The sequence below is a fragment of the Sphingobacterium sp. JUb56 genome (assembly GCF_014191365.1).
GTDB lineage: Bacteria > Bacteroidota > Bacteroidia > Sphingobacteriales > Sphingobacteriaceae > Sphingobacterium > Sphingobacterium anhuiense.
The window spans coordinates 167,346-192,808 of record NZ_JACHWL010000002.1 but is presented as its reverse complement, the minus strand read 5'-3'; the positions used below and the strand labels follow the sequence as shown (position 1 = coordinate 192,808).

20 protein-coding genes are annotated in these 25,463 nt (G+C 36.4%); 18 read left to right on the top strand and 2 right to left on the bottom strand.

From position 1 onward, the window contains the following. Positions 1 to 402 precede the first annotated feature (402 nt). The 9 genes from FHR29_RS20360 (at position 403) to FHR29_RS20320 (ending at position 9,058) form a co-directional block, all read left to right on the top strand. Entirely contained in the window at positions 403 to 1,560 is a 1,158-nt protein-coding gene (locus FHR29_RS20360; protein WP_183916941.1) for an esterase, read from the top strand. Between the two features lie 10 nt (positions 1,561 to 1,570). After that, on the top strand, positions 1,571 to 2,164 hold the full coding sequence (locus FHR29_RS20355; RefSeq protein WP_183916939.1) for a TIGR00730 family Rossman fold protein: 594 nt from the start codon (positions 1,571 to 1,573) through the stop codon (positions 2,162 to 2,164). 147 nt (positions 2,165 to 2,311) lie between these two features. After that, positions 2,312 to 2,686 (top strand): transmembrane 220 family protein, encoded by a 375-nt coding sequence (locus FHR29_RS20350; RefSeq protein ID WP_132842762.1) that lies wholly within the window; start codon positions 2,312 to 2,314, stop codon positions 2,684 to 2,686. Positions 2,687 to 2,697: 11 nt separating this feature from the next. Continuing rightward, on the top strand, positions 2,698 to 3,393 hold the full coding sequence (locus FHR29_RS20345) for an EboA domain-containing protein (RefSeq protein WP_311732310.1): 696 nt from the start codon (positions 2,698 to 2,700) through the stop codon (positions 3,391 to 3,393). Positions 3,394 to 3,407: 14 nt separating this feature from the next. Continuing rightward, positions 3,408 to 4,394 carry a TatD family hydrolase gene (locus tag FHR29_RS20340; RefSeq protein WP_021189017.1) on the top strand — a complete coding sequence of 329 codons (987 nt, stop codon included), beginning with the start codon at positions 3,408 to 3,410 and terminating at the stop codon, positions 4,392 to 4,394. Positions 4,395 to 4,405: 11 nt separating this feature from the next. Next, positions 4,406 to 5,290, top strand: coding sequence for a UbiA-like protein EboC (eboC, locus tag FHR29_RS20335; protein WP_260292343.1), 885 nt, complete (start codon positions 4,406 to 4,408; stop codon positions 5,288 to 5,290). 16 nt (positions 5,291 to 5,306) lie between these two features. Beyond that, positions 5,307 to 6,476: a 3-dehydroquinate synthase gene (locus FHR29_RS20330; protein ID WP_183916938.1), complete on the top strand. Its 1,170-nt coding sequence runs from the start codon at positions 5,307 to 5,309 to the stop codon at positions 6,474 to 6,476. 10 nt (positions 6,477 to 6,486) lie between these two features. Continuing rightward, the gene (gene eboE / locus FHR29_RS20325) at positions 6,487 to 7,695 is read left to right on the top strand and encodes a metabolite traffic protein EboE (RefSeq protein ID WP_183916936.1); all 1,209 of its coding nucleotides are present in this window, start codon (positions 6,487 to 6,489) and stop codon (positions 7,693 to 7,695) included. Position 7,696: 1 nt separating this feature from the next. Beyond that, on the top strand, positions 7,697 to 9,058 hold the full coding sequence (locus FHR29_RS20320; protein WP_183916933.1) for an alkaline phosphatase family protein: 1,362 nt from the start codon (positions 7,697 to 7,699) through the stop codon (positions 9,056 to 9,058). Between the two features lie 119 nt (positions 9,059 to 9,177). On the opposite strand, the gene FHR29_RS20315 is transcribed toward FHR29_RS20320, so the two are convergent. Together FHR29_RS20315 and FHR29_RS20310 are read right to left on the bottom strand one after the other, a co-directional pair. Continuing rightward, the gene (locus FHR29_RS20315) at positions 9,178 to 11,190 is read right to left on the bottom strand and encodes a c-type cytochrome (RefSeq protein ID WP_183916931.1); all 2,013 of its coding nucleotides are present in this window, start codon (positions 11,188 to 11,190) and stop codon (positions 9,178 to 9,180) included. 21 nt (positions 11,191 to 11,211) lie between these two features. Further along, the gene (locus tag FHR29_RS20310) at positions 11,212 to 12,648 is read right to left on the bottom strand and encodes a DUF1080 domain-containing protein (RefSeq protein WP_183916929.1); all 1,437 of its coding nucleotides are present in this window, start codon (positions 12,646 to 12,648) and stop codon (positions 11,212 to 11,214) included. A gap of 272 nt (positions 12,649 to 12,920) precedes the next feature. Here FHR29_RS20310 and FHR29_RS20305 point away from each other — a divergent pair, with 272 nt between their 5' ends. The 9 genes from FHR29_RS20305 to FHR29_RS20265 all read left to right on the top strand — a co-directional run bounded on the left by FHR29_RS20305 (position 12,921) and on the right by FHR29_RS20265 (position 25,443). Next, positions 12,921 to 15,407, top strand: coding sequence for a ThuA domain-containing protein (locus FHR29_RS20305; RefSeq protein ID WP_183916927.1), 2,487 nt, complete (start codon positions 12,921 to 12,923; stop codon positions 15,405 to 15,407). Between the two features lie 306 nt (positions 15,408 to 15,713). Further along, on the top strand, positions 15,714 to 16,421 hold the full coding sequence (locus FHR29_RS20300; RefSeq protein WP_183916925.1) for a hypothetical protein: 708 nt from the start codon (positions 15,714 to 15,716) through the stop codon (positions 16,419 to 16,421). A gap of 127 nt (positions 16,422 to 16,548) precedes the next feature. Further along, on the top strand, positions 16,549 to 18,885 hold the full coding sequence (locus FHR29_RS20295; protein WP_183916924.1) for a TonB-dependent receptor domain-containing protein: 2,337 nt from the start codon (positions 16,549 to 16,551) through the stop codon (positions 18,883 to 18,885). A 35-nt stretch (positions 18,886 to 18,920) separates the two neighbouring features. After that, complete coding sequence (locus tag FHR29_RS20290) at positions 18,921 to 20,141, top strand: DUF4374 domain-containing protein (RefSeq protein WP_183916922.1); 1,221 nt, start codon at positions 18,921 to 18,923, stop codon at positions 20,139 to 20,141. 100 nt (positions 20,142 to 20,241) lie between these two features. After that, positions 20,242 to 20,574, top strand: coding sequence for a hypothetical protein (locus FHR29_RS20285; RefSeq protein WP_183916920.1), 333 nt, complete (start codon positions 20,242 to 20,244; stop codon positions 20,572 to 20,574). A 3-nt stretch (positions 20,575 to 20,577) separates the two neighbouring features. Further along, positions 20,578 to 20,859 carry a hypothetical protein gene (locus FHR29_RS20280; RefSeq protein WP_021189975.1) on the top strand — a complete coding sequence of 94 codons (282 nt, stop codon included), beginning with the start codon at positions 20,578 to 20,580 and terminating at the stop codon, positions 20,857 to 20,859. 9 nt (positions 20,860 to 20,868) lie between these two features. Next, positions 20,869 to 22,500: a PepSY domain-containing protein gene (locus FHR29_RS20275; RefSeq protein WP_183916918.1), complete on the top strand. Its 1,632-nt coding sequence runs from the start codon at positions 20,869 to 20,871 to the stop codon at positions 22,498 to 22,500. A 277-nt stretch (positions 22,501 to 22,777) separates the two neighbouring features. Beyond that, positions 22,778 to 23,521, top strand: a complete 744-nt coding sequence (locus tag FHR29_RS20270; RefSeq protein WP_132842741.1) for a LytTR family DNA-binding domain-containing protein — start codon at positions 22,778 to 22,780, stop codon at positions 23,519 to 23,521. Continuing rightward, positions 23,518 to 25,443 (top strand): sensor histidine kinase, encoded by a 1,926-nt coding sequence (locus FHR29_RS20265; protein WP_183916916.1) that lies wholly within the window; start codon positions 23,518 to 23,520, stop codon positions 25,441 to 25,443. Before FHR29_RS20270 ends, FHR29_RS20265 begins: the two co-directional genes overlap by 4 nt. Positions 25,444 to 25,463: the final 20 nt, after the last annotated feature.

Below are 25,463 nucleotides of genomic sequence, written 5' to 3'. Positions count from 1 at the left end.
TCAAATTGTTAGTGCTTTTTTTGTGATTAATGATTTGCTGAATAAAACTTCGTGTTTGCTATAGTGGATAGTAGAACTCAAAAATTAGAATTGACTCTGTTTTCTATTATTGACGTTTATTTTGTTCCGATCGATCTGATTGATGCTAGTGTGTGGTAATTAAATGTGATGTCTATTTTATATTCAATTGACTATTACTTAAAGTGCTGTAATATGGGGTGATGAAATACAATATTCGTTTTATCATTTTAAAAGCATATGGTGATTTTAAATATTCGTATTTCCCACTGAAATTCCTTAAATTTAAATACTCCAATATTAAGCGGGTTTAGTTAATCAATATCTTATTAGCCTTAAGCTTTTTGTCAAGCTTGTATTGTTAATGTTCATAAAAACATAGAAATGAAGATCACATCCATTTTATATTTATTGCTATTGGGGCCCCTAATTGGCAACGCCCAGGAAAATCTCGATTTTAGTGGCAATAAAACCATTGTTTCTCCCGAGATTAACGGAAAACAGATTACCTTCAGACTTTTGGCTCCAGAAGCGAAGACTGTAAAGTTACAGGGAAATTGGATGCAAACTGATGACTTGAATTCTGGAATTAAAGATTCAAGGGGAGTATGGTCGTTTACAAATCAAGACCTGAAACCCGATATTTATACCTATTCTTTTATTGTGGATGGAGTTAAAGCTACTGATCCCAATAACGCTTATCAGGTTCGGGATGTGAGTTCTGTCATGAGCATGTTTATCGTAAATGGATCAGAATCATCTAATTATACTGTTCAAAATGTCCCTCATGGTACTGTTGCTAAAAGATGGTATACTTCAAGAGGGCTAAAAGAAGATCGTAGATTAACCGTTTATACACCTCCCGGTTATGAGGCTTCAAAAGAAAAATATCCTGTCCTTTATCTTTTGCATGGGATGGGGGGGGACGAAGAAGCTTGGATGACCTTAGGGAGAGCTTCACAAATTTTAGATAATCTAATAGCGCAAGGAAAAGCAAAGCCGATGATCGTCATTATGCCTAATGGTCACACGAGTAATGCGGCTGCACCAGGGGAGTCTTCTAAGGGTTTTTATAAAATTGATATGGTAACTCCGGATATTTTTACAGGAGATATGGAAGCTAATTTTAATGAAATCATAGCTTTTACAGAACAGAATTATCGGGTGAAAGCTGATGCGAAAAATCGAGCTATTGCTGGACTTTCAATGGGAGGTTTTCATTCCTTGTATATTTCAGCTAACCAACCTAAAACTTTTGATTATATTGGATTATTTTCTCCTGCAATTCTTCCTCCAGAAAATAAGAAAAGTACAATTTACGAAAATCTTGATGCCAAGCTTCAGGTTCAAAAAAACAACGCTTACCGCTTGTACTGGATTGCCATTGGGAAAACGGATTTTTTATACAAGCATGTTGCCGGCTTCAGGGATAAACTCGATAAAATGAATTTTAGCTATCAATATGTCGAATCAGAAGGCGGTCATACCTGGAGCAACTGGAGGAAATATCTCAATGATTTTGTTCCTCAATTGTTTAAATAAAAAAAGTGTTATGATGCGAAAAATTAAAAGTATTGTTGTTTTTTGTGCTTCTAGTTTAGGTAAAGAAAATATCTATGAGGATCAAGCTGCTCATGTCGGGCATGTATTTGCGAAAAAAGGTATTTGTCTAGTATATGGTGGTGGACGAGTTGGATTGATGGGGGCAGTTGCCAATGGTGCACTAGAAAAAGGAGGCGAAGTGATAGGTGTCATTCCTGAGTTTCTCAATTCCAAGGAAAGAGAGCATACAGGGGTTACAAAGTTAATTACAGTAGATACCATGCATGATCGCAAGCGAATCATGCACGATTATTCAGATGGAGTCATTGCATTGCCAGGGGGCTTTGGAACACTCGAAGAGCTATTTGAAATGGTGACTTGGGGTCAGCTGGGGTTGCATAAAAAACCAGTTGGAATTCTTAATACGAATGGTTATTATGATCACCTCCTGCTATTTATTGATCACATGACGGCAGAAGGTTTATTGAAAGAAGAGAATAAATCCATGCTTCTGTTTGGAAATACCATTGAAGAGTTATTAGAAAAAATGGAACGGTACGAAGCACCCAAGGTTACTAAATGGATAGAAAAAGATGAAATTTAAACCTATTTATTAGTTGTTTAAGCATCTCTCTTATTGTGATTTTACTTTCGTCTTAATTTTTTTACAATTTGACTGATTAAAACAGATTTATAATCTGTTTATTTGTGTATCAGTAATGATGAAATTTCATCGAATAAACCTAACCGTATGGCGTTAATTATTTTAAATATTATTTTTTGTATTGCCTTTATTGGATTTGCCTATGTAAATCTCAATGATAAAGATTCATGGCTATGGATCCCAATTTATATGCTGGCCTCTATTTGTTGCGGACTAGCCGTGTTTAATTTCTACTATCCATTTATATACCTTGGTGCTATTGTATTTTATCTAGTTTATGCAATTATACTTTTTTTTGCAAAAGATGGCGTTCGCGATTGGTTGATGAAATATCGTAGACCAAGTATTGTGGAAAGTATGCAAGCAACGAAGCCATATATTGAGAAGACAAGAGAGTTTTTTGGTCTTCTGATTGTTAGTGGCGCATTAGCTATAAATTATTTTGTTGCTGTTAATTTATAAAATTTATACTTGTGATTGATTTAAAAAGGAAAAAACAGCTAAGTGATATATTTCAAAAAGTTATCCAACAAAACCTAGAATTAGATGCATGGTCTTGGTTGGACAATAAAGTGGAATTGATTAAAAATGAAGAAAAAACACTTCAATTAAATTTGAGTTTTTCCCAGCTCCCAAGAAAGCTTGGAAAAGAAAATATTGTTGTCCAATCCGAAGATGTTGCTGATCTAAAACAATTATTACCTGGCTTTTCTTTGGAAACATGGACCATTGATCGATTATGTAGAGTATGGTTGTTGATGCAGTTACCTGATCAGAACAAGGAACAATATCTGAAAAAAATCAATACTTTATTTATTGCTTCAGAAATGAATGAACTGATTGCATTATACTCCGCTTTACCTTTCTTGAGCCATACCGAAGAATGGGTCGGTAAATGTGAAGAAGGAATCCGTAGTAATATAGGTACTGTATTGGAAGCAATTATGTATCATAATCCTTATCCATCAGTTATGCTTTCAGAAGGAGCATGGAATCAAATGATTTTGAAAGCATTTTTTACAGAGAAAGATGTTAAAAAAATTACTGGATTAAAAGAGCGCGTTAATCAGGCTTTAGCGAATACCTTGAACGATTATGTACAGGAACGCTTGGCGGCCCATAGAACTGTTCATCCAGAAATCTACCAATTAATAGAATTAGGAAAATAAAAAAATATTGAATTATGTGCTGTAATGAAAATTTCCAAGAAAGAAATTTAGGCGAAAGAAACCAAAGTACTCTTGATTTAAATGATATTAGTGGAATGAAGTTTTTTGACCCTCATATTCACATGACTTCACGAACTACCGATGATTACCAAGCAATGGTTGATGCCGGGATTGTGGCAATTATTGAACCTGCTTTTTGGTTAGGACAACCTCGAACAGGGATCGATAGTTTTACGGATTACTACAGTAGCTTAATTGGATGGGAAAGATTTAGATCTTCTCAGTTTGGTATTAAGCATTATTGTACTATAGGATTAAATTCACGTGAGGCGAACAATGAGCAATTAGCCGAACAGGTGATGGAATTACTGCCTCAGTTTATTTTCAAGGAAGGTGTGGTCGGTATTGGTGAAATTGGTTTTGATGATCAGACTGCTGCCGAAGAAAAATATTTCCGGTTACAGCTGGAGCTTGCTAAAGAAGCTGGACTTCCAGTGCAGATTCACACACCACATAGAGACAAGAAAAAAGGCACGCAACGAAGCATGGATATTGCTATTGAACATGGACTTTCTCCGTATTCAGTGATTATAGATCATAATAATGAAGAAACGGTTAAAGAAGTCTTAGATCGAGGGTTTTGGGCAGCTTTTACGATTTATCCTTTTACGAAAATGGGAAATGAACGTATGGTTGAGGTTGTTAAACAATATGGTTCTGAAAGAATTATGATTAATTCAGCTGCAGATTGGGGAATTTCTGATCCGCTCGCTGTTCCTAAAACGGCAGCTCTGATGAAACAATCAGGTATTAGTTTAGATGATATTGAATTGGTGAGTTACCGGAATGCAATTACGGCTTTTGGTCAAAGTGGACAGATAGACGAACGTGATTTTGTAACTATAAAAAATATTGATCAGTCTCAAAAATTTGAAAGTAATTCTATTTTGCGTGGTGGTCAACAACCAAGGATAGATAAGAATTCGATCATTATTACTTAATCGTACACATATTGAAAAAATTAAAAGGATATATACGATTAATGAGACCAGCAAATGTCGTTACTGCAGTAGCCGACGCACTCGCTGGTATAGCAATATCCGGATATTTATTAACAGAAGGATGGAATTCTCCAGTACCTATTATTTTACTTTGCATTTCAACAATAGGGCTGTATAGTGGTGGAATTATTTTTAACGATGTTTTTGATGCAGATCTGGATAGAATAGAACGACCTGAGCGAACCATACCTAGTGGATTGATCAGCGAAAAAGAGGCCACAGTATTTGGATCTTTATTCTTCTTAGTTGGACTAATAGCAGCCTATTTCGTAGGAAATATCACAGTAATATTAGCCATAGCGATTATTTTAGCTTGTCTTGTCTACAACAGATGGGCAAAACATCATTCATTTTTAGGTCCGCTTAATATGGGACTTTGCCGTGGCCTAAACCTCTTATTGGGAGTTAGTATTATAAGTACAGAGGTAAGTCAATGGTGGTTCTTGGCTATTGTACCTATTATCTACATCGCTTCTATTACAATGATTAGTCGGGGAGAAGTACATGGAGGAAGTAAAAAAATGCTTTATTTTGCCGCTGTTCTTTATGCAGTTGTTATCGCTAGCATTTTATTTTTTGCACAAACGAAGGGGGATATTATTATTACTCTTTTGTTTATCATTCCGTTCGCTTGGATGATTTTTAAACCCCTATTAAGAGCTATAAATAATCCGATAGGCCCCAATATAGGTAAAGCCGTTAAAGCAGGAGTGATTGCATTGATCCTCATGAATGCTGCATGGGCAAGTGTATTTGCAGATTGGAAAATTGCACTTGTCATTATTTTTTTATTACCATTATCTATTATACTGAGTAAAGCATTCGCAGTTACTTAATTAATGATTTTCAATTATGAGCTTTTTAGAACAGTCATTTAGTGTGAAATTTGAATATAAAATACATTTTACTAAATCGTTATTTCACACCGATAACCCTACTTTTACAGATTTTTTTAAAAGCAATCCTACAGATGTATTGCGTAAGATTTTTTTCGTCCTAGATCAGGGAGTTGCTGATGCACACCCAGATCTGGTTTCAGCGATCAGAACCTATTTCGATCATCAGCAAGAAGTACAGCTGATTTCTGAAATTTTGATTATACAAGGAGGAGAAGCCTCAAAAAATGATACAGGTCTATTCGATCGTTTGGTTGAAGCAGTAGATGAATATGGAATAGACCGACATTCTTACATTGCCGCGATCGGTGGTGGTGCCGTGCTTGATCTTGTCGGTTACGCAGCCGCAGTGTCACATCGTGGAATTAAACACATTCGTATACCAACGACTGTACTCTCGCAAAATGACTCTGGGATTGGTGTTAAGAACGGTATAAATTATAAGGGTAAGAAAAATTTTTTAGGCACTTTTGCTCCCCCCGCGGCTGTGTTTAATGATGATCAGTTTTTGTTAACATTAACGGATAGAGATTGGCGGTCCGGAATATCTGAAGCAGTTAAAGTTGCTTTAATCAAAGATCCTACATTCTTTTATTGGATCGAAGATAATGCAGCGAAACTGGTGAGTCGTGATTTAGAGACCATGGATTACTTAATTGTACGTTGTGCCGAATTGCATTTAAACCATATCGCATCAGCCGATCCATTTGAGATGGGATCTGCGAGACCATTAGATTTCGGTCATTGGAGTGCACATAAACTAGAACAATTGAGTAATTTCAGTGTGCTGCATGGGGAGGCTGTAGCCATGGGAATAGCTTTGGATAGCACGTATTCTTTCTTAAGTGGATTGTTAACAGAAGATAAGCTTTTGCGCATATTGAATGTGCTGCTTCATTTATCATTTGATATTTCTAATCCATTTATTCAGATCAATGATGATGAATCGCCAATACTTCGCGGTTTAACTGAATTCCAGGAACATCTTGGCGGTAAATTGACCATTACATTATTGACGGATCTCGGAACAGGTAAGGAAGTTCACCACATGGATCACCAGTTATTGATTGCGGCAAGTAACTATGTCTTAAATTTTACCAGCGCAACAGCTGGTTTGGATCATTAAATTAGTTAAAATGAAAGTTAATACAGGACATTTAACCTATTGCACCAATATTCATCCAGGGAAAAATTGGAATGATGATTTTACAGCTCTAAAAGATAATTTTTCTTTTATCAAAGAATCAGTTTCGCCTGGCCAGCCATTGGGAATAGGATTGAGATTATCAAATGTATCGAGTTTAGAACTTAGCGAGCAGGGTAATATAGCGGAATTTAAACATTGGTTAAAAGAAAATAATGCTTATGTTTTTACAATGAATGGATTTCCTTATGGAGAATTTCATCGTACTGTTGTCAAAGAAGATGTACATACCCCTGACTGGACTACCGAAGCACGTAAAGATTATACAATCAGACTTTTCACTATTCTTCAATCCTTATTACCAGAAGGAATGGTCGGTGGAATTTCGACATCGCCGCTTAGTTATAGACACTGGTTCAAAACGACTACCGATTTTACGGAAGCCAAAAATGCTGCCACGATAAATATAGTTGCTGTAATAAAAGCATTAGTTACAATAGCAAATGCAACAGGTACGGTTATGCACCTTGACTTGGAACCAGAACCTGATGGAATCATTGAAACTGGACGAGAATTTATAGATTGGTATACAGACGATCTGCTTCCAACTGCTATTTCAGATCTTGTAGATTCATTTGGCATTACCGCTATCGAAGCTGAAGCTCTTACCAAGAGACATCTTTGCCTTTGTTATGACGTATGCCATTTTGCAATTGGCTATGAAGATCACGCCGATGTATTAAAAGAACTTAAGGAGAAAGGTATTGCAGTAGGGAAGATACAGATATCTGCTGCTTTGAAAGCAAATATGGATCAGTCCCCTGATCAGCGTATAGCTATTAAAGAAAGTTTTCAAAAATTCAACGAACCGACATATCTACATCAGGTAGTGGCCTTAAAAAGAGATGGCAAGCTTATTCGTTATACAGATCTAACACCAGCCATAGCAGATTTTGAGCACCAGGATGTGATGCAGTGGCGCGCACATTTTCATGTTCCTATATCTGTTCGGGATATTGGAGTCTTGCAATCAACGCAACAAGATATTATAGAAGTGTTGAATCTCCAAAAAGTTGCCCCTTTTACCGAACATTTGGAAGTTGAAACCTATACTTGGGAAGTATTGCCCGAACAGTTAAAGATACCAATAGCTGCATCTATCAGTAATGAACTGGAGTGGGTAATTAAAACAAATGTATAAGATGAAGAAAACAGTTGTAATTGACGTAGTTGGGCTATCTGCAAATTTAATTGGAAAATATACCCCATTTTTGGAACAATACATAAAAAGAAAAAATTTAGCAACTATAGCTCCAATGTTACCGGCTGTTACTACCAGCGTCCAGTCTACCTATCTTACAGGTAAAAAACCTACCGAGCATGGTGTGGTTGGAAACGGTTGGTATGATCATGTAGATTCGGAAATTAAGTTTTGGAAGCAGTCTAACAAACTTGTATTAGCGGAAAAGATCTGGGATAGAGCAAAAAAAGAAGACCCGAACTTTACGTGCGCAAATCTATTTTGGTGGTATAATATGTATTCAAATGCAGATTATAGCGTTACACCACGACCTAATTATCTGGCCGACGGTCGAAAGCTTCCGGACTGTTATGCAGAACCGGCAACATTGAGAGATCTTTTGCAGGAAAAGCTTGGTCAGTTTCCTCTTTTTAATTTTTGGGGACCTGGTGCTAATATTAAATCAAGCCGATGGATTGCTGATGCATCTATGATCACAGATGAACTGTATGATCCTACACTGTCTTTAATCTACTTGCCACATTTGGATTATTGTTTGCAAAAATTTGGAAATGATTGGTCTAATATCGGTAAGGAACTAGGTGAGATCGATATTCTGATTAAGGACTTGGTTGAATTCTATGAAAAAAGAGGAGCGAACATTATTATTCTTTCGGAATATGGTATTGTACCTGTAAATAATCCCATTCATATCAATCGAATACTAAGGGAAGCCGGATTATTACAGATCCGTGTAGAACGAGGTCTGGAATTATTGGATGCAGGAGCCTCCAAAGCATTTGCAGTGGCAGACCATCAGGTTGCACATGTCTATATCAATGATTTATCGGTAGTTGATCAGGTGAAGGATATGTTAGATAAATTATCAGGAATTGCGGTAGTGCTTGACAAAGAAGGTAAAAAGGAATATGGGATAGACCATGACCGTGCTGGAGATTTTGTTTTGGTTGCAAATCCAGAAAGTTGGTTTACTTATTATTTCTGGCAGGATGATGCTAAAGCACCCGATTATGCAAGATGCGTCGATATCCATAAAAAACCAGGATATGATCCTGTTGAAATGTTTATGTCTTCTAAATTTCGTGCATTATATAAACTGTTGAGAAAAAAAGCAGGTTTTCGTTACGTTATGGATGTAATACCTTTAAATGCTAATTTGGTAAAAGGTTCACATGGTAGTGTCAATACATCTTCCGAATTTCATCCTGTTTTGATTACGGATACGGAATTAAATAAGAGCAGTATACAGGCAACAGAAGTATATGAGTTAATTTGGAAATCTTTGCATAGTAAAAAGAATTAAGTGACTCACAGTAAAATCCGATCAAGAACAATATATGTTCTTTTCAAGAATAAAAACAAAGCCATTCTTTTTTAAGAATGGCTTTGTTTTTTAATAATACGTTGATAAAGATCAACTCATTATTTTAATGAGTTGATATACGCTGCAATTTTCAATCCATCAGCCTTAGAAACTTGTGGCATAGGCGGCATTTCTGTTGCATACCCAGGCCAGTTTTCTGGTTTAGGGTTGTAGATGAGCTGCAAAATTTTCTCATTTGAATATTTGCGTTTTGCAATATCAGTGAATGACGGTCCAATCTGTTTTTTCGTAGGATTGTGGCAGGCTAAGCAAGTATTGCTAGTCAATATTCCCTTCACCTCAGCATAAGTAGGAGCTTTAGTTACTGTTTTCACTTCATTTACTTTAGCCTTTGCTTCAACAGGTTTTGCTTCTGTATTTTTTGTTTTAACAGTCGTAGTTTTTTTACCGGCAACAGTTTTATTATTTGCTGTTACTGTCTTTTCTGCCGGTTTAGCTGTAACATCAACTACAGGATCATGAGTTGAATTTCTGGTGCTAAGTGCACTTATTGCTAGTTTTTCTCCAGATGGAATTGCATTTAAAGTATAGTAAGCTTCAGGATGGACAATTGAATAAAAGTTTTGTTTCTCACGAATACCATCTACACTTATGGTGTGGATATAATGTTCACGTAAACCATCGACAACAATTCTTGCTTTTAGTCCATCAGGAGAAACCTTAACTCCTTTTATGTTTAAAGTCTCTTTATTTACTGGAGGAGAACCATATACAGGATGGTATTTATAGATGAAACTTTCAACACTGTATGAAGCTAGATCTTCAGCAGATTTTAAATCTACAGGTTGTGTAAATTCGATCTCAAAACCGTCTGGCATAGCTCTTACTGCTTTCATTTCAAAAGGCGTCTTGTTGTTGTATACTAAGCGCTCAAGTCCTTCATTTGCTTCACCTGCAGAACCCCACCCACGGTTGGTTTCACCGACAAATAAAGATCCATCCTGTCCCCACGCCATTCTCAAAACACCAGAACGGAAACCACTCTTAAACAAAAATGCGGCGCCTTGCTCTTCACCATTTACCGTCTCTAAGAAAACACGTGAAATGATGCTCATACCTTGGTCACCAACGAGTAATTGTCCTTCAAATGGACCAAATGTGCCTTTCGGAATTTTAACCGGTTCAGAGTTTGAAATACCAAGAATACCATGCGGCAACCATACCGACGGTAAACGAATCTCTGGAATTTCTTTTTTCATCTCAAATACAGTTTTGAAATTCTCGTTGACTCTATTTTCAGGTTTGATGTAGCGACCTTCCGCATTTTTGATACGACGTTCATCTACTTTAGAATAGAAAGATTCAGATGATAACTTTAACGGTGAATCAGGTCTTTTTGTCCATACTAAACTGGCTGGATGTCCCATAAAATCTCCTTTACTGACCTTCCATAATCCTCCGGAACCAACCCAGTCACCTTGGTTTTCTGTATAGTAGAGTTGACCGTCAATCACATTTATTCCTGCTGGAGAACGCACACCTGCAGCCCATGGTTGCATTTTTCCATCTGCGCTAATGTTCATAATCCATCCACGCATAGGAACACGACTTTCTGCGCGCCACCATTCTTCATCACCAAAAGCAACATTTCCAGATACGAAAAAAGAACCGTCAGATGCGATTTTAGGACCAAAACTATATTCATGATAATGTCCGCTTAAAGGCCAAGCATACACAGTTTCATAAACATCAGCTTTGCCGTCCATATTTTTGTCAATTAGCTTCGTTAGCTCACCTCTTTGTGCAACATATAACGCACCATCTTTGTAAGCAAGACCTAAAATCTCGTGAAGACCCGTTGCAAATTTTCGAAAGTACGGTCTGTTGCTGGTGGGGTTTTCAACAATAAATACATCACCTCTACGGGTGGATATGCCTAGATCTCCATTAGGTAAAGTAACCAGGCCACCAACCTCTAAAACAGGTCCTTCGGGCATTCTTACTTTCATGATCTTAAAAAAATCTTCTTCTTTTGGTGTTTCTTGAGCTTGGGAAACAGTATAGCCAAAACTCAAAGCTAGCATTGCTAGCATTCTAAAAGTGTGTTTCATATAATATTTGTACTCTCTCAATTAGAATGAAATAGAATAATTTAATTGTTTGTCTAGGAGAATGATTAATTCTTTTCCTCCGTTAGCATCTCGAATAATAGGTTTAGGAGCACCTTTGTCAAGTTCAAGGTAATAAGACTGACCATCAACGAGGTAATAGCCTTTCGCTAGTTCTTCAATTGAACTTGCATTTGCCAGTAAAACATACAAGTTAGGGACAGTTTTGTCTATGTTTATGGATCTGTTCAGTCCTTTACCATCATTTGAAACTGTGATGATATCAGTGACTTCAGCGCCATATATATTATATTTAAATTGTGGTCTATCCTCATTGTCGATAATATAACCTTTAGTTTTAAATCCACTACCAGTACTGTCAGCAGGCCATGTGGTTTGAACCGTTGCCAGCTGTGCTAAAGCAGGAGAAGCTTTCTTTACAAAAGAAGTTACTGCTCCACGGGCTCTAGAAGTACCGTTTCCTCTACCGTCCCACATAGGAGTGGCATCAATAAATTCGCCATGCCATCCCTGCAACAATAGGCCATTGTCCAAATCATAGCTGTAATGTGTCTTTAATGGACTGCCGACAGATATTGCGTGAACAGCAAGCAACTTAGGTGCATAATTCACAAAACTTCTAATCATGGTATTAGAAGGTGCATCTATATAAATAGGGTCAGCATCACCACCGCCTCTATTGTTTACATTAATCTGTTCTTCGGGAAGTTTTGATATTTTAATATTTCGAAAAGCAACTGAACCATGATCGCCTTGAAGACGCAGTGGACCTAACGGCTTTTCTTTATCGGCCGCTCCGCCCGTTGGACCAAACAATTCAACATTATCCTGAACTAAAACACCATTAAGTTCCACAGCTAAAACTCTCGCATTTGCAGTCTTTTTTCCTGTAGCATCAAATTTAGGCGCTTGAAATGCAATTTTTAAGTGTTGCCATAGACCCGGTGCTTTGCTTGCATTTTGACGAGGAGCATAACCTTCAAAACCTTTGGATCCTTCTGGTCTAGCATCATCCCAACGTTCGTATATACCGCCATTGTCAGACGACATGGGTTGCAGCACTCCCCAAGAATCTTTAAGTTGAACTTCATAATTTCCCTGTAGGTAGATTCCTGAATTTGAGTTCTTTGCCATTAAGTAATCCACTTCAAGAATTATATTTCCATGAACTGCATTTGTTAACAAGTCAGACCCCTTCATTTTATTAGAAGTGATGTTAACAAGGATACCGGATCCTTTTGTAGCTTTCAATTCATTCTCATTTCTTGGGTCAGAGATTACTTTTTCAGCAATAGTCCAAGATTTTCCTGTAGCATTGAAGGCAGCAAGATCATTAAGTTTAATTTCCGATTGATCGGTTAGCTGTTGGGCTAGTAATAATGTCGTTCCAAATAACCAGCATAGGCCGGTTGTTCCGAACTTCAAATAGTTTAATTTCATATGGAGTACTAGGTTTAAAAATTTAAATATAGTAATTTTTGTGCTTGCTAAAAGGATTTTGTGTAACAAAGTGAATATACTGACTGTTGCGGTTAATATTAAGCTATGATTTCTAAATATTCATATTACTGGTAAAATAGCCTCTAAAAATGGATCAGCAAAATAATATATATATTGGCTAAAATAAAGCTAGTATGAGTGGGGTTATAGTTGCATCTTTATGTCAAGAATACAAATTTAAGTAAGTACAACCGATAATATTAAAATTTATTATGATTAAAACACTTTTGTCTAAGATTTCTTTACTATTGATTTTTATATCAGTTTTGAGTTCTTGCCATCAAAAGAGGTCCGGAAAACCAAGAGTATTGGTTTTCAGTAAAACTGCAGGTTTCCACCATAATTCTATTGAAAAAGGAAATATTGCCCTCCAGAAGTTAGGACTCGAAAATAACTTTGATGTTGATACAACAACAAATGCAGATTTGTTCACCGAAGATTCGTTAAAAAATTATTCAGCTGTGGTATTCCTAAATACGACTGGTGATCTTTTGAATAATTATCAGGAAGCTGATTTTGAGCGTTATATACAAGCTGGAGGAGGTTTTGTCGGTATTCACGGAGCTGCCGATGCCGAGTATGATTGGGGCTGGTATGGAAGGTTGGTAGGTGGATACTTTGCTACTCATCCTGAAGTCAAAGAAGGAAGATTAACAGTGGTTGATAAAAAACATCCGGCAACAAAAATGCTTCCCGATATTTGGGTACATACAGATGAGTGGTATGTCTTTAAAAAACGTTATGAAGCTACCCATGTGTTAATGAATATCAATAAGGAGGTATATGCAAATCCAGAACAAATGGCCGAGACACCAATGGCCTGGTATCATGATTTTGATGGTGGCCGTTCTTTTTATACAGGTTTAGGTCATCAAGATGAAGATTATTCAGACCCTTTATTCTTAAAGCACATCTTAGGTGCTATCGAATATGCAATCGGAGATAATTACGAATTAGATTATGGTAAGGCTAAAACAAAGCGAGTTCCAGAAGAGGAAAGATTTACGAAAGTTTCACTGGCTGTAGGCGAGTTCTTTGAACCTACCGAAATGGCCATACTTCCTAATTTGGATATTTTAGTAGCACAACGTCGGGGAGAATTGCTTCATTACAATCAAGAAACAAAAAAAGTAACTCAAGTGGGACTGTTAGATGTTTATCACAAAACTGAAACACCCAATGTTAATGCAGAAGAAGGCTTTATGGGGTTAACAATAGATCCGGATTTTGCAGATAATCATTATATATACGCTTTTTATAGTCCAAAGGATACATCTGTTAATCGTTTGTCACGTTTTGAGTTCAAAAATAATAAGTTAGACCTCGGAACCGAAAAGATTGTGCTTCAGTTTTATTCACAACGAGATATCTGCTGTCATACTGGTGGTTCTTTGGCATTTGATAAAGACCGAAATCTTTATTTATCAACAGGAGACAACTCAACACCATTTGACGAAAAGGATCAAAAATTTGTCAGCAATGGTTATTCACCGCGGGATGATAGGGCTGGACATGAGCAGTATGATGCCGCACGTAGCTCTGGAAATAGCAATGATCTGCGTGGTAAAATTTTGAGAATAAAAATAGCAAAAGACGGTTCATATCAGATTCCAAAAGGAAATTTATTTCCAGAGGGACAGGCAAATACAAAACCTGAAATTTACGTGATGGGAAATAGAAACCCCTATAGGATATCTGTTGACCCGAAAAATGGATTCTTGTATTGGGGAGAAGTGGGACCTGATGCCAATACCGATAGTTTAGGTAGAGGTCCTCGCGGATATGATGAGGTAAACCAAGCGCGTAAGGCAGGCTTCTTCGGGTGGCCATTTTTCGTAGGTAATAATTATGCCTACAATCCGTATAATTATGAAACTGGAGTTAGTGGACAGGCATTTGAGGTTCAAAAGCCAATTAATAGTTCCCGGAATAATACCGGTATAAAAGAATTACCGGCCGCACAACCGGCCTTTATATGGTATCCTTATGCAGAATCAACAGATTTTCCACAGGTGGGTTCAGGAGGGCGTAATGCGATGGCCGGGCCGGTATACTATTCGGATCTTTATCCAAAAGAAACGAGGTATCCAGATTACTATGATGGCAAGCTATTTATTTACGATTGGGTTAGAGGATGGATCAAAGCAGTCACTATGTTACCAAATGGAGACTTTGATAAAATGGAACCATTTATGCCACATACAAAATTAGCTTCTGCGATTGATATGGAAGTTGGTCCTGATGGAAGAATATATCTTTTAGAATATGGTAACGGTTGGTTCAGTAAAAATGCAGATGCAGCAATATCAAGAATCGATTATAATGCAGGTGAATTAGCTTCAAAACGTGTTAATAAAACTGTTTCGGCAAAAAAATCACCAAGTGATACGACTTATAAAGATTTAGATAAAGCAAACGGAGCATTGGGGCATAAAGAAGGATCAGATACACCACAAGGAGAAGCTTTAGTGTTAGCTTCTGATTGTCAAGCATGTCACGGTATCGACAAGAAATCAGTTGGTCCTGCATATACTGTAGTTGCTAAACACTATAAAGATAATAAGGACGCATTATCGTTGTTATCTAAGAAAATCATCAATGGTGGAGGCGGTGTCTGGGGTGAGGTAGCCATGCCTGCTCATCCATCATTAAAGCAAGAGGATGCGAATGAAATTGTTAAATGGATACTTTCATTATAAGGGGTTCCATAGATTTTTATTAAACGTTACAAAAGAGGTTGTATCATCAGATACAACCTCTTTTGTTTTCTCTGGTTTTGTGATTGTTTTCAGACAATTACAGAAGATAGAAATGAGTAATCAATTTTCATACAATGATATTTTGGTATTTCTTAATACTTCATTGCTCAAAGGTAATTACGGGTGCCAATCCACTAAACCATTATACTCCGCATATAAATTCATTTAATAGAATTAATAAATTGACTTGGATATTTTGTCAATGTTTGTATATTTGTCCATTATCTTTAATTAATCTAAATAACAATGTACTACGTTAAGCAACTATTAATTGCGATGATTGTACTTTTTGGCGGTAACCAAATAGTTCAAGCTCACGCGATTTGGATTGAAAGTAATCCTGTGGGTATTAAAAATCAATCTCATACCATCCGGGTTTATTACGGAGAATATGCAACTGGAGAAATTGAAAAAACAAAAGACTGGTATTCTGACTTGAATCAGTTAAAACTGAATCTTGTAAATTCTGAGAATAAGGTTGAACTAAAACTTACTGATAAAGGAGATTATTTAGAAGCTAGTTTTGTACCTGCTAAAGATGGTATTTATCAGATCTTTGTTTCTCACCCTGCGAAAGAACTTGGAGGCACCACACGATACGAATTTTTAGCGCAAAGCCAAATTCAAGTAGGTAAAGACGCTGCATATGCAGCAATACCGTTAGCTGCTCACTTTATCTTCCAAAACAAAATCTTTAAAACAAATGATCTGGTAGAAATTCAGTTGTTACGTGGGAATAGTCCGCTTGCTGATAAAGAAGTTTTAGTGATGTCTCCAAACGGTTGGAGCAAAAACTATAAGACTGATAGTCAAGGTAAAATTAAGGCAGAGGCTATCTGGGCTGGTACTTACGTAATCGAAAACAGTCATATGGCCGATCAATCAGGAACTTGGAACGATAAAACCTACAATAAGAATTGGCAGGGACTTACCGCAAGTTTTCAAGTAAAATAAAAGAAAAAGCGTCATCTAGAACGGTAATTCTAGAATGACGCCAAAGGTAGTCTAACGGTAATTAGGCTGCCTTTACTACTACGTTAAGCATGTAGTATATCCCTAAAAGTGTTACAATTAAAAGACAATGCAAAATAGCAAAATAATATTGACTATTGGTATGTCGTTATGCGTTTTGAATGGCGTAGCGCAAAATAAAACCAATAGTTATAAAGGCCAGGTAAGATCTGCGACTGAGGTGGTTCCTTTCGCAACAGTAAAAATAGATCAACAAATTATTCGTGCTGATAAAAATGGAAATTTTTCATTTACAAATAACAAATCTACTGTTGATATCCAAATAACTGCCGTTGGTAAAATCACGGTCAATAGACAGCAAGTGGTTTTGTCCAATTACTTCAATAGTCCTATTCTTATCGAAATGCAAGATGATAGTCAAGGGATCGATGAAGTAGAAGTGATGGGGCTTACAAAAATTAAAGAGATAAATCGTCAAGCCTTCAATGTTACAGCGATAGATGCAACAAAATTATATAATTCAACATTAAATATTGCAGATGCACTGGATAAAGTATCTGGTGTACGTGTACGTGAATCAGGTGGTGTGGGTTCGAATACGAGTCTGACACTTAACGGGTTCTCCGGTAATCATATCCGTTTCTTTTTGGATGGAATTCCAATGGACAATTTCGGTACTTCTTTTCAAATTAATAATATACCGATCAATTTAGCAGAAAGAGTAGAAGTATACAAAGGTGTTGTTCCCATTTGGTTAGGTTCTGATGCCTTAGGGGGAGCTGTTAACATTGTCACGTCTACTAAAGCACGCACCTTTGTAGATGCTTCATATTCCTATGGTTCTTTTAATACCCACCGAACAGCTGTCAATGCTGGTGTTACCAATAAAAACGGGCTTACGGTATTGTTAAATGCCTATCAAAATTACTCAGACAACGATTATACCGTAACAACATTAGTCTCTAATATCAATACTTGGGAATCGAAAGAAAATGTTAAAGTAAAGCGGTTTCATGATAAGTACCATAATGAGGCTTTAGTAGCTCAGGTTGGCGTGTCCAATAAAAGTTATGCAGACAAATTATTGCTAGGTATTACTTTGGGGCAGAACTACAAAGAAATCCAAACCGGAGCCCGTATGGTTTCGGTATTTGGAGGTTGGCACCGTCGCGGAAATACAGTTATGCCGACTTTAAAATATCAGAAAAATAATTTGATAAAGGGTCTGGATGTTACTTTAAACGCTAACTACAACTTTGGTAAGGAACAGAATATTGATACGCTGAATAGACGGTACGATTGGTACGGTAATTATAAAGAAATGGGTACCAATGGGGAGCGTAGTCGACAGCTGTATGTTTATAAAAACAATGAAGGTATTGCATCTTTAGCAGCTAACTATAGACTTTCTGATCGTCAGTCTCTTTCTTTAAGTAATGTCGCGACTACTTTTAACCGTAAAGGAGAGGATGAACTCAATCCTCAAAATAGTAATCTTGAACAAGGCCAACGTTCTATCAAAAACGTGATGGGTTTAGGCTATAGTTATGATGTCAAAGATCATTGGAGTACAACAGTTTTTGGAAAAATGATCACACAGAATAATAAACTTGAGGAAGCTGAGTCCGCTTCAGTTACCCGCTTCGGGTATGGACTCGCATCTACATATTTTATTCAGCGGGATCTACAGATAAAAGCTTCTTATGAAATGACCAATCGAATGCCGACTTCCTACGAGATCTTTGGTGATCTGGAAAATCAAGAAGCCAATGGTAACCTCAAACCCGAACGTAGTCACAATATTAATTTGGGAGCTATATATGGCTGGAAGCAGGGCGATGATCATCGTTTTTCTGTAGCTGGAAATCTGATATATCGCTATTCTTTTGATTTTATTTATAATAGATTAAACAACAATCAGTCGAAATTGGTGGCTGACAACCGCGATGGTGTAAGCACACGTGGAGGAGACCTAGATGTACATTATTCTTATAAAAACTTTTTGAATTTTGGAGGTTCATTGACTTATCAGTATTTACAGAATAAGCAAAAGTATGAACCAGGGTATACAGGAGTTAGCCCTGTTTATAATGACCAGATGCCAAATATTCCTTATCTATTTGGAAATACCAATGTAGATGTTTCATTCCATGATTTTGGTGGGAAAAATAATAAGCTAACGGTCGGTTACAATCTATTGTACGTGCACGATTTTTGGCTGTATTGGCCTAGTCGTGGAAATTCATCTGCAAATAAAAAACAAATTCCTAAACAGTTAAGCCACGATGTTAATCTTGTATATAGCTTAGGTTCTGGTAAATATAATATTGGTGTTGAGGGACGCAATTTGGCGAATGCAAATCTTTATGACAATTTTAGTCTGCAAAAACCGGGACGCTCTTTCGCGATTAACTTACGCTATTATTTTCAGCGTGATCATAAATAAACAAATAATAAATTCTAAATATTAATACATATAGCATGAATAATACACTTAAAACCGTGATTGCCATCGCTTTTTTAGCAAGCACGACAGTGTCATGTAACGATAAGGATAAAATAGATCTTGATACAGTTAAGGGCAATTATGTACTGGCAGTTTCACCTGTTGCATCAACAGGTGTGGCAGATTATTTACTGACTGCGCCAGATCTGGAATCGGGAAGAGTGACCACAGCTGGGCAGGGGGTGGAGCAAGATGGTACCTATCGTTATTACGTTACACACAATAATAAGTTTTTTTCTATGCTTTACGGCCAAGGTAACCCCGGAGCAGTAGCCGTTTATAATTTATTAGATGGTAGATTAAACAAGCTTTCTGATTTTGTGACAGAAACTGTACAGGCTTTTGCACCTGTCAATGAAGACATCGTGATGATGAAAATTACACGAGCAATGACTAATCCGTTGGTAAATTATTATCGATTGAATACCGATAATCTCTTGTTAGCAGGAGAAGGAACTATAAATGTACAAAAAGTTGCCGGAAACGGAGAGTCAGCATTCTTCACTTGGATAAAACAAGTCGGAAATAAAGTATATGCTCCTTATATGTCCATTCAGGCTTGCTGTAAAGCAGCATTTGACACCGCTTATCCTGATAGTGCATATGTTGCGGTATATTCATACCCCGAAATGAAATTGGATAAGGTAATAAAAGATGATCGAATGAGTTATATCGGACGTTATTTTAGAGATGGATTAGCCGTTGATGAGCAAGGAGATGTTTATGCTTTTTCTTCAGCAGTAGCCACAAAAGGTGGAGCTATTACCTCTAAAAAACCTTCTGCTATTTTACGTATAAAATCTGGAACTACTGAATTTGATAAAGCATATTATATCGATATCGAAGCTATCAGCGGTGGAAAAAACATTACAAATTGGATCTATGTAGGTAAGGGGAAATTTGTAGTTCAAATGACCACAAAAGCAGAAAAAGGGGGGTATGCAGATGGGAAACGTATCGGTATACTCGATGTTTATAATAAAACATACCAAGATGTAACCGGAATGCCTGAACTAAGTAAAATTAAGGAAATTTCATATAATAATTATACAGCAAAAGATGGAAATGCTTTTATTGGAGTTGCATTAACAGATGCGGTGAGTTATGTGTATAAAGTTAATGCGTCTACTGCAGTAGCAACACAGGGTTTGAAAGTTGAAGGTGGATCAATAACTGCTGTCACACGTATTCAATAAATATTTAGTATAAAAAATTGTTTCATATCAATAACAGGTAGAGCATAAGGGAATCTCAAAGAGATTCCCAAGTTCTATCTTTTAATTTGCTTTTCTCATTATGATAAGTACAGTATGTTTAATATTGTTTATTGCATTTATGTTATGGATGAATACTTCCAAACGTATTGCGTGGAAGAATAAATCCAAACTTTGGGCCTATCTCGCCGATCGAAAAAAACAATCACGTACAATAGCAATAGTTCTGTTCCTATTAGCTATTGCCTGCTTGATTTATACTGTAGGTATAGCAAGTGGAATATTTGCTTTTTTTGTTATCCTGATGTGTATGGGCTGTCTAGGAGTCTTTTTCTTTCCTTTTTCCTACTTTGGTTATCGTGTAGTTTTAGGAATTTATTTATGTTCATTTCTGATTGAAGTATTTATTCATTAATATATGCCTGCTAATAAAAAATATTTAACAAAATCTCCCTGGATAAGGCTTTGTCGTATTTTGTTGGGAACCCTAGGTGGTTATACGGTCATGATCAGTTTTCATGTATTATTAACAGCATTATTTCCACCAGAAAATGTAATTGCTACGGCCTTCTTTACCGGATATTTACTTTGGGCATTTTTATTATTCTGGGCATTTTTAGAGCCTAAATTGTGGCGGTTGGCACTAACTTATATTGGCCTTACTTTATTGTTTTCGCTACCTTATATTATCAATCATTAAGTTTATACCATGGATCAAAGAAAATATAATATTTACTTTCATACCCACACGATCAGTGGTATTGTTATCGCAGCACTGCTTTATGTGATCTTTTTTGCAGGCTCTTTCTCTTTTTTTAAAGATGATATCGCTGCATGGCAAAAAGGTAAATCGCTTAGCAATGTAGAAGCTCCCGCTGACTTCAATTATATATTGGATTCGATGGGAACAAAATATAATCTCCAAGGTAGAAATTTCGATTTCTATTTATTGCGACAAGGGCACGGAACTTATGTCAATATGAGTGTGTCACAAGATACCACTATTAGTAAACCTAAGCCAAAAACCGAAAAAGCGAAAGGTCGAAAGAGAAGAGGTGAAAAAAATGAAGATTCGGCCTATTTTTTACACTCTTTCGTAGATAAGACGCAAAGTTCTTATGAAGAAGGTTATAATATGGGTGAGTTTTTATACCGCTTACATTTCTTAGCTCCACTCAATCAGATTCCAATCCAACTCGGAACACCTTTCGGCTACCTTCTAGCGGGTATTGTTTCATTCTTATTTCTTTTTGCTTTGATAACAGGTTTATTTCTTCACTGGGATAAGATTAAAAATAACTTCTTTTTATTTAGACCCTGGAGTAAATGGAAAACAGTCTGGACCGACATGCATACTGTTTTGGGAGTTATCGGATTTCCATTTCAATTGATATTTGCCATTACAGGAGTTGTTCTTATCGTCAATTATGTATTGATTTCACCATTTAGTAAATTAATTTACAATGGTGATCAGAATAAATTATACCAGGAGCTTCAGTATAACAGAGCGATGGAACCAACTTACAGTTATCAGCCCTTATCCAAAGAATTAGATGTCAACGCATTTGTAAACCACTGGATGAATGAATGGCCAGAATCGGATATTTCGAGACTTTATATCCGAAATTTTGGAGATAAAAGTATGGAAATTGCTTTAGAAACTAAACCTAAACCCAGCGCTAGTTTTGCGGGATCTGGTTACGTTCTTATGAAAGCCGCTGAAGGAAAACCTTCATCAGTGAAATCACCTACAACAGATGCAACATATGTTGATTGGGTTAAGAGTTTGGTTTATCACCTTCATTTTGGAGATTTTGGAGGCAGAACCTTGCGTATCGTTTATTTCGTTTTGGGTTTACTGGGTTGTGTCGTCATTATTTCAGGCATTATGATTTGGCTGGTTGCACGGGAAAAACCTAATATTCCTGCATATAAAAGGAAGTTTAATTTTTGGGCAGCCAATCTTTTCATATCCATGTCATTGAGTATGCTTCCTATTACTGCATTTACCTTTATTGTCATAAAATTTTCAGCTGTCGTAAATCAGAGTTTTATCTATAGTCTTTATTTTTATAGTTGGTTAGTGATGATCATCTATTTATTAATACTGCGTGATCTAACGAAAGTAAACAAGCATACCCTATTCTTATCAACCATTTTGGGTTTGGCAGTACCGATTGTAAATGGTATCACCACAAATCTCTGGATCTGGAATACATTTCAAACAAAATCATATGATATCTTATTTATTGATTTGCTTTTTACTACAATGTCGATTTTATGTGCATTTGCTTTTTTTAAAGTAATGAAACAAGCAAAATCTTTTAAAATATTGAAATAAGTATGTCCTGTTGTTGATCAGGAAACATAAGTATCCAGTTCAATAGATAACAAAAGCGCCAATCTAATAAAGATCTGGCGCTTTTGTTATTCAATACGTTATTCGATTATCATCTTATGAGAATAGAACTTAAAAAAATGATCGTTCCAATCTCGATGCTGATCTTTAAACTATTTCCAAATGTTTATTTCTTATTGCTATATCGTTAAATTTAAAAAATGAATTTATTTTAGAGCACTTACAATATACTATCTTTACAATAGCTAAAAGTGAAAAGATGATAACCGTTGCCATAATAGAAGACGAGCCTGCAGTTCGTAAAGAGATCGCTTACCTGATACAGCAAGAAACCAATACCGAACTTGTGGGTTGGGCAGACAGCGTACATAAAGCCATTAAGTTGCTTGAAGAAAAGCAACCAGATGTAATATTTATGGATATTCAGCTCAAAGATGGAACAGCATTCGATTTGTTGAAAAAATTAACGCCCATTCCACAAAATATAATATTCATTACTGCATATAATCATTTTGCTATAAAGGCCATCAAGTACGGAGCACTCGATTATCTGCTCAAGCCTATTGATGAGGTAGAGCTCCAGGAGGCATTAGAGCGATATCGTCGTCGAAGGGAAAATAATCCGCAATGGATGCAACAATTGTCTTTAGCACAGACCTCAATCCAGATAGGTGAATTACCAGAAAGTATTGTTTTGAATTCCATTAATAACACACGCATTGTTTCTGTTAGTGATATTGTCTATTGTAAAGGTGATGGTCCATATACTCTTTTCATTTTAAGTAATGGTGATAAGGAGCTTATCTCAAGACCTCTTAAGTATTACGAGGAACTTTTGCCAGCTCCACATTTCTTACGCACGCATCAGTCTTATTTGGTTAATCAGCAATATATCTCAGGCATTAACCGATCCGAATATATTGTTCTGAAAAATAAAGAAGAGATTCCAATCTCTACACGACGGAAGAATACGATATTAACCCAACTTTTTTTGAAAAAATGATACGTATACAGCTACTTATTTTTTATTTATGGATGGTTATAGGTTATTCATCTTGTAAAGACAATAACAAGAAAGTTTTGTTGGCAAAATCTGATGATGCCATTTCGGTTCAGATAAAGGATTTGGAAAAAGTAGGAGCTAATCCCACCAATAGAGATTCATTGATTACTGTTTGGCGAAAACTCGATCGAAACCCCATTGTGAAAAATGATACCATACAATCATCAACCGTTAAATATCAATTGGCAAGGCTCTACAGTATGCTGGGCAATGATTCTTCTCGCGTTCTGATCGAAAGCGCACTTGAATTAATAGATCCTACTGATGGTAATTTTAAGAGTAAGGCGCTTATATACAATGGGATGGGGAATGTTTTGAGTATGGGAGCCCGGATGAAAGAAGCCAGTTATTATTATAACAAAGCAGCCGCAATTGTTTTAGCAGACTCAACGGTAGATCTGTCATTTATAGCAAAAACATCTATGTTACTATCTGCAGCACAAAGTAACCTCTTAAGCTTTCAATATGACTTAGCTGAAAAAATGAACCGTGCTGCTTTGCCTATGGCAGATTCATTGCCACAAGGACATATTAATCGACAACGTGTGCTGGTACAAATGATACAGACTTTGAATAAGCGCCAGAGGCCAGCAGATAGTATGGCTTTTTATCTTCAAAAACTGGAAGTGTTACATGCGCAGAACCCTAATAAATATAATATTAGTTTTCTATACGATTCTAAAATTCAATATTTTGAAAAACATAAGCAACTTGATTCGTTACTTCATTATCAGCTTCTTAAAATTAAATCAGATGGATATCTGTACAATGAAGAGGCAACTTCGAGTGAAATTAATAATCTTTTTATCGATTACTGCAATATTGCAGCTATTTATACGGCTCAAAAACACGCAACATTAGCCTCACAATTTCTTGAAAAAGCAAAATTTCTAAAGGAAAAACATACAGGACTAATTTTCGCAGACAGTGATCTCGTTTATCAGCAAAGCTTGGCGTCATTGTACAATTTACAGGGAAAGAAAAATGAAGCCATAGCGGTATTGACTCAAACAGCAGAATTACAAAAAGGAATCTATCAGACAGAAAATACACAAGCTGTTGCAGAAATGAATGCTCTTCATCAGTTGCAGACTAAAGATCGCTCTATTCATAAATTAAATGAAGGTATAAAAATTAATAAACTGCAATTGCAACAAAATCGTTTATGGCTTGCCGTATCTGTTTTAGGTATTATCCTCCTTGGTGTCACCGTATTGTTTTTGTTTTATAGTTTTCGTCAACGTCGTTATCTTCAAGAAAAAGAAAAAATACTATTGCAGCAACAATTGTTACGCACACAGATGGAACCCCATTTTATCTTTAATACATTAGCCGCTGTACAGAGTTTTGTGCGGTTGGATAAAAAAGAAATTGCCATCAAATACCTCAACCGTTTTAGTCGATTATTGCGTAGCAGTCTGGAGCTCAGCCGTGAAAATCTTGTACCTCTAGATGAGGAGATTGAAACGTTAGAAAACTACTTAAGCTTACAGCAAATGCGTTATGAAAATGCATTTAGATATACTATATTACAATCAAGCGAACATGATCTGGGAGCAATTATGGTTCCGCCCATGCTTATACAACCTTATGTAGAAAATGCGATACTTCACGGGATTGATTTGGAAGAAGGTCTAGGAGATATCAGTATTCATTTTGAGATAGAACAAGATATCTTACAAGTAAAGATTGCAGATAGTGGTAAAACTGAAAAAAGTAATTTTGATCCTGCACATCGTTCATTATCAGGTACGATCAGTCACGAGCGAATACAATTATTGGGTAAAAAAGCAAGTGTCTCTATTACAGAAATTCCAGAAGGTGGCGGTACATTAGTAATTTTACGCATACCTGTCGAATAGGAATAAATGTTCTGTAACTC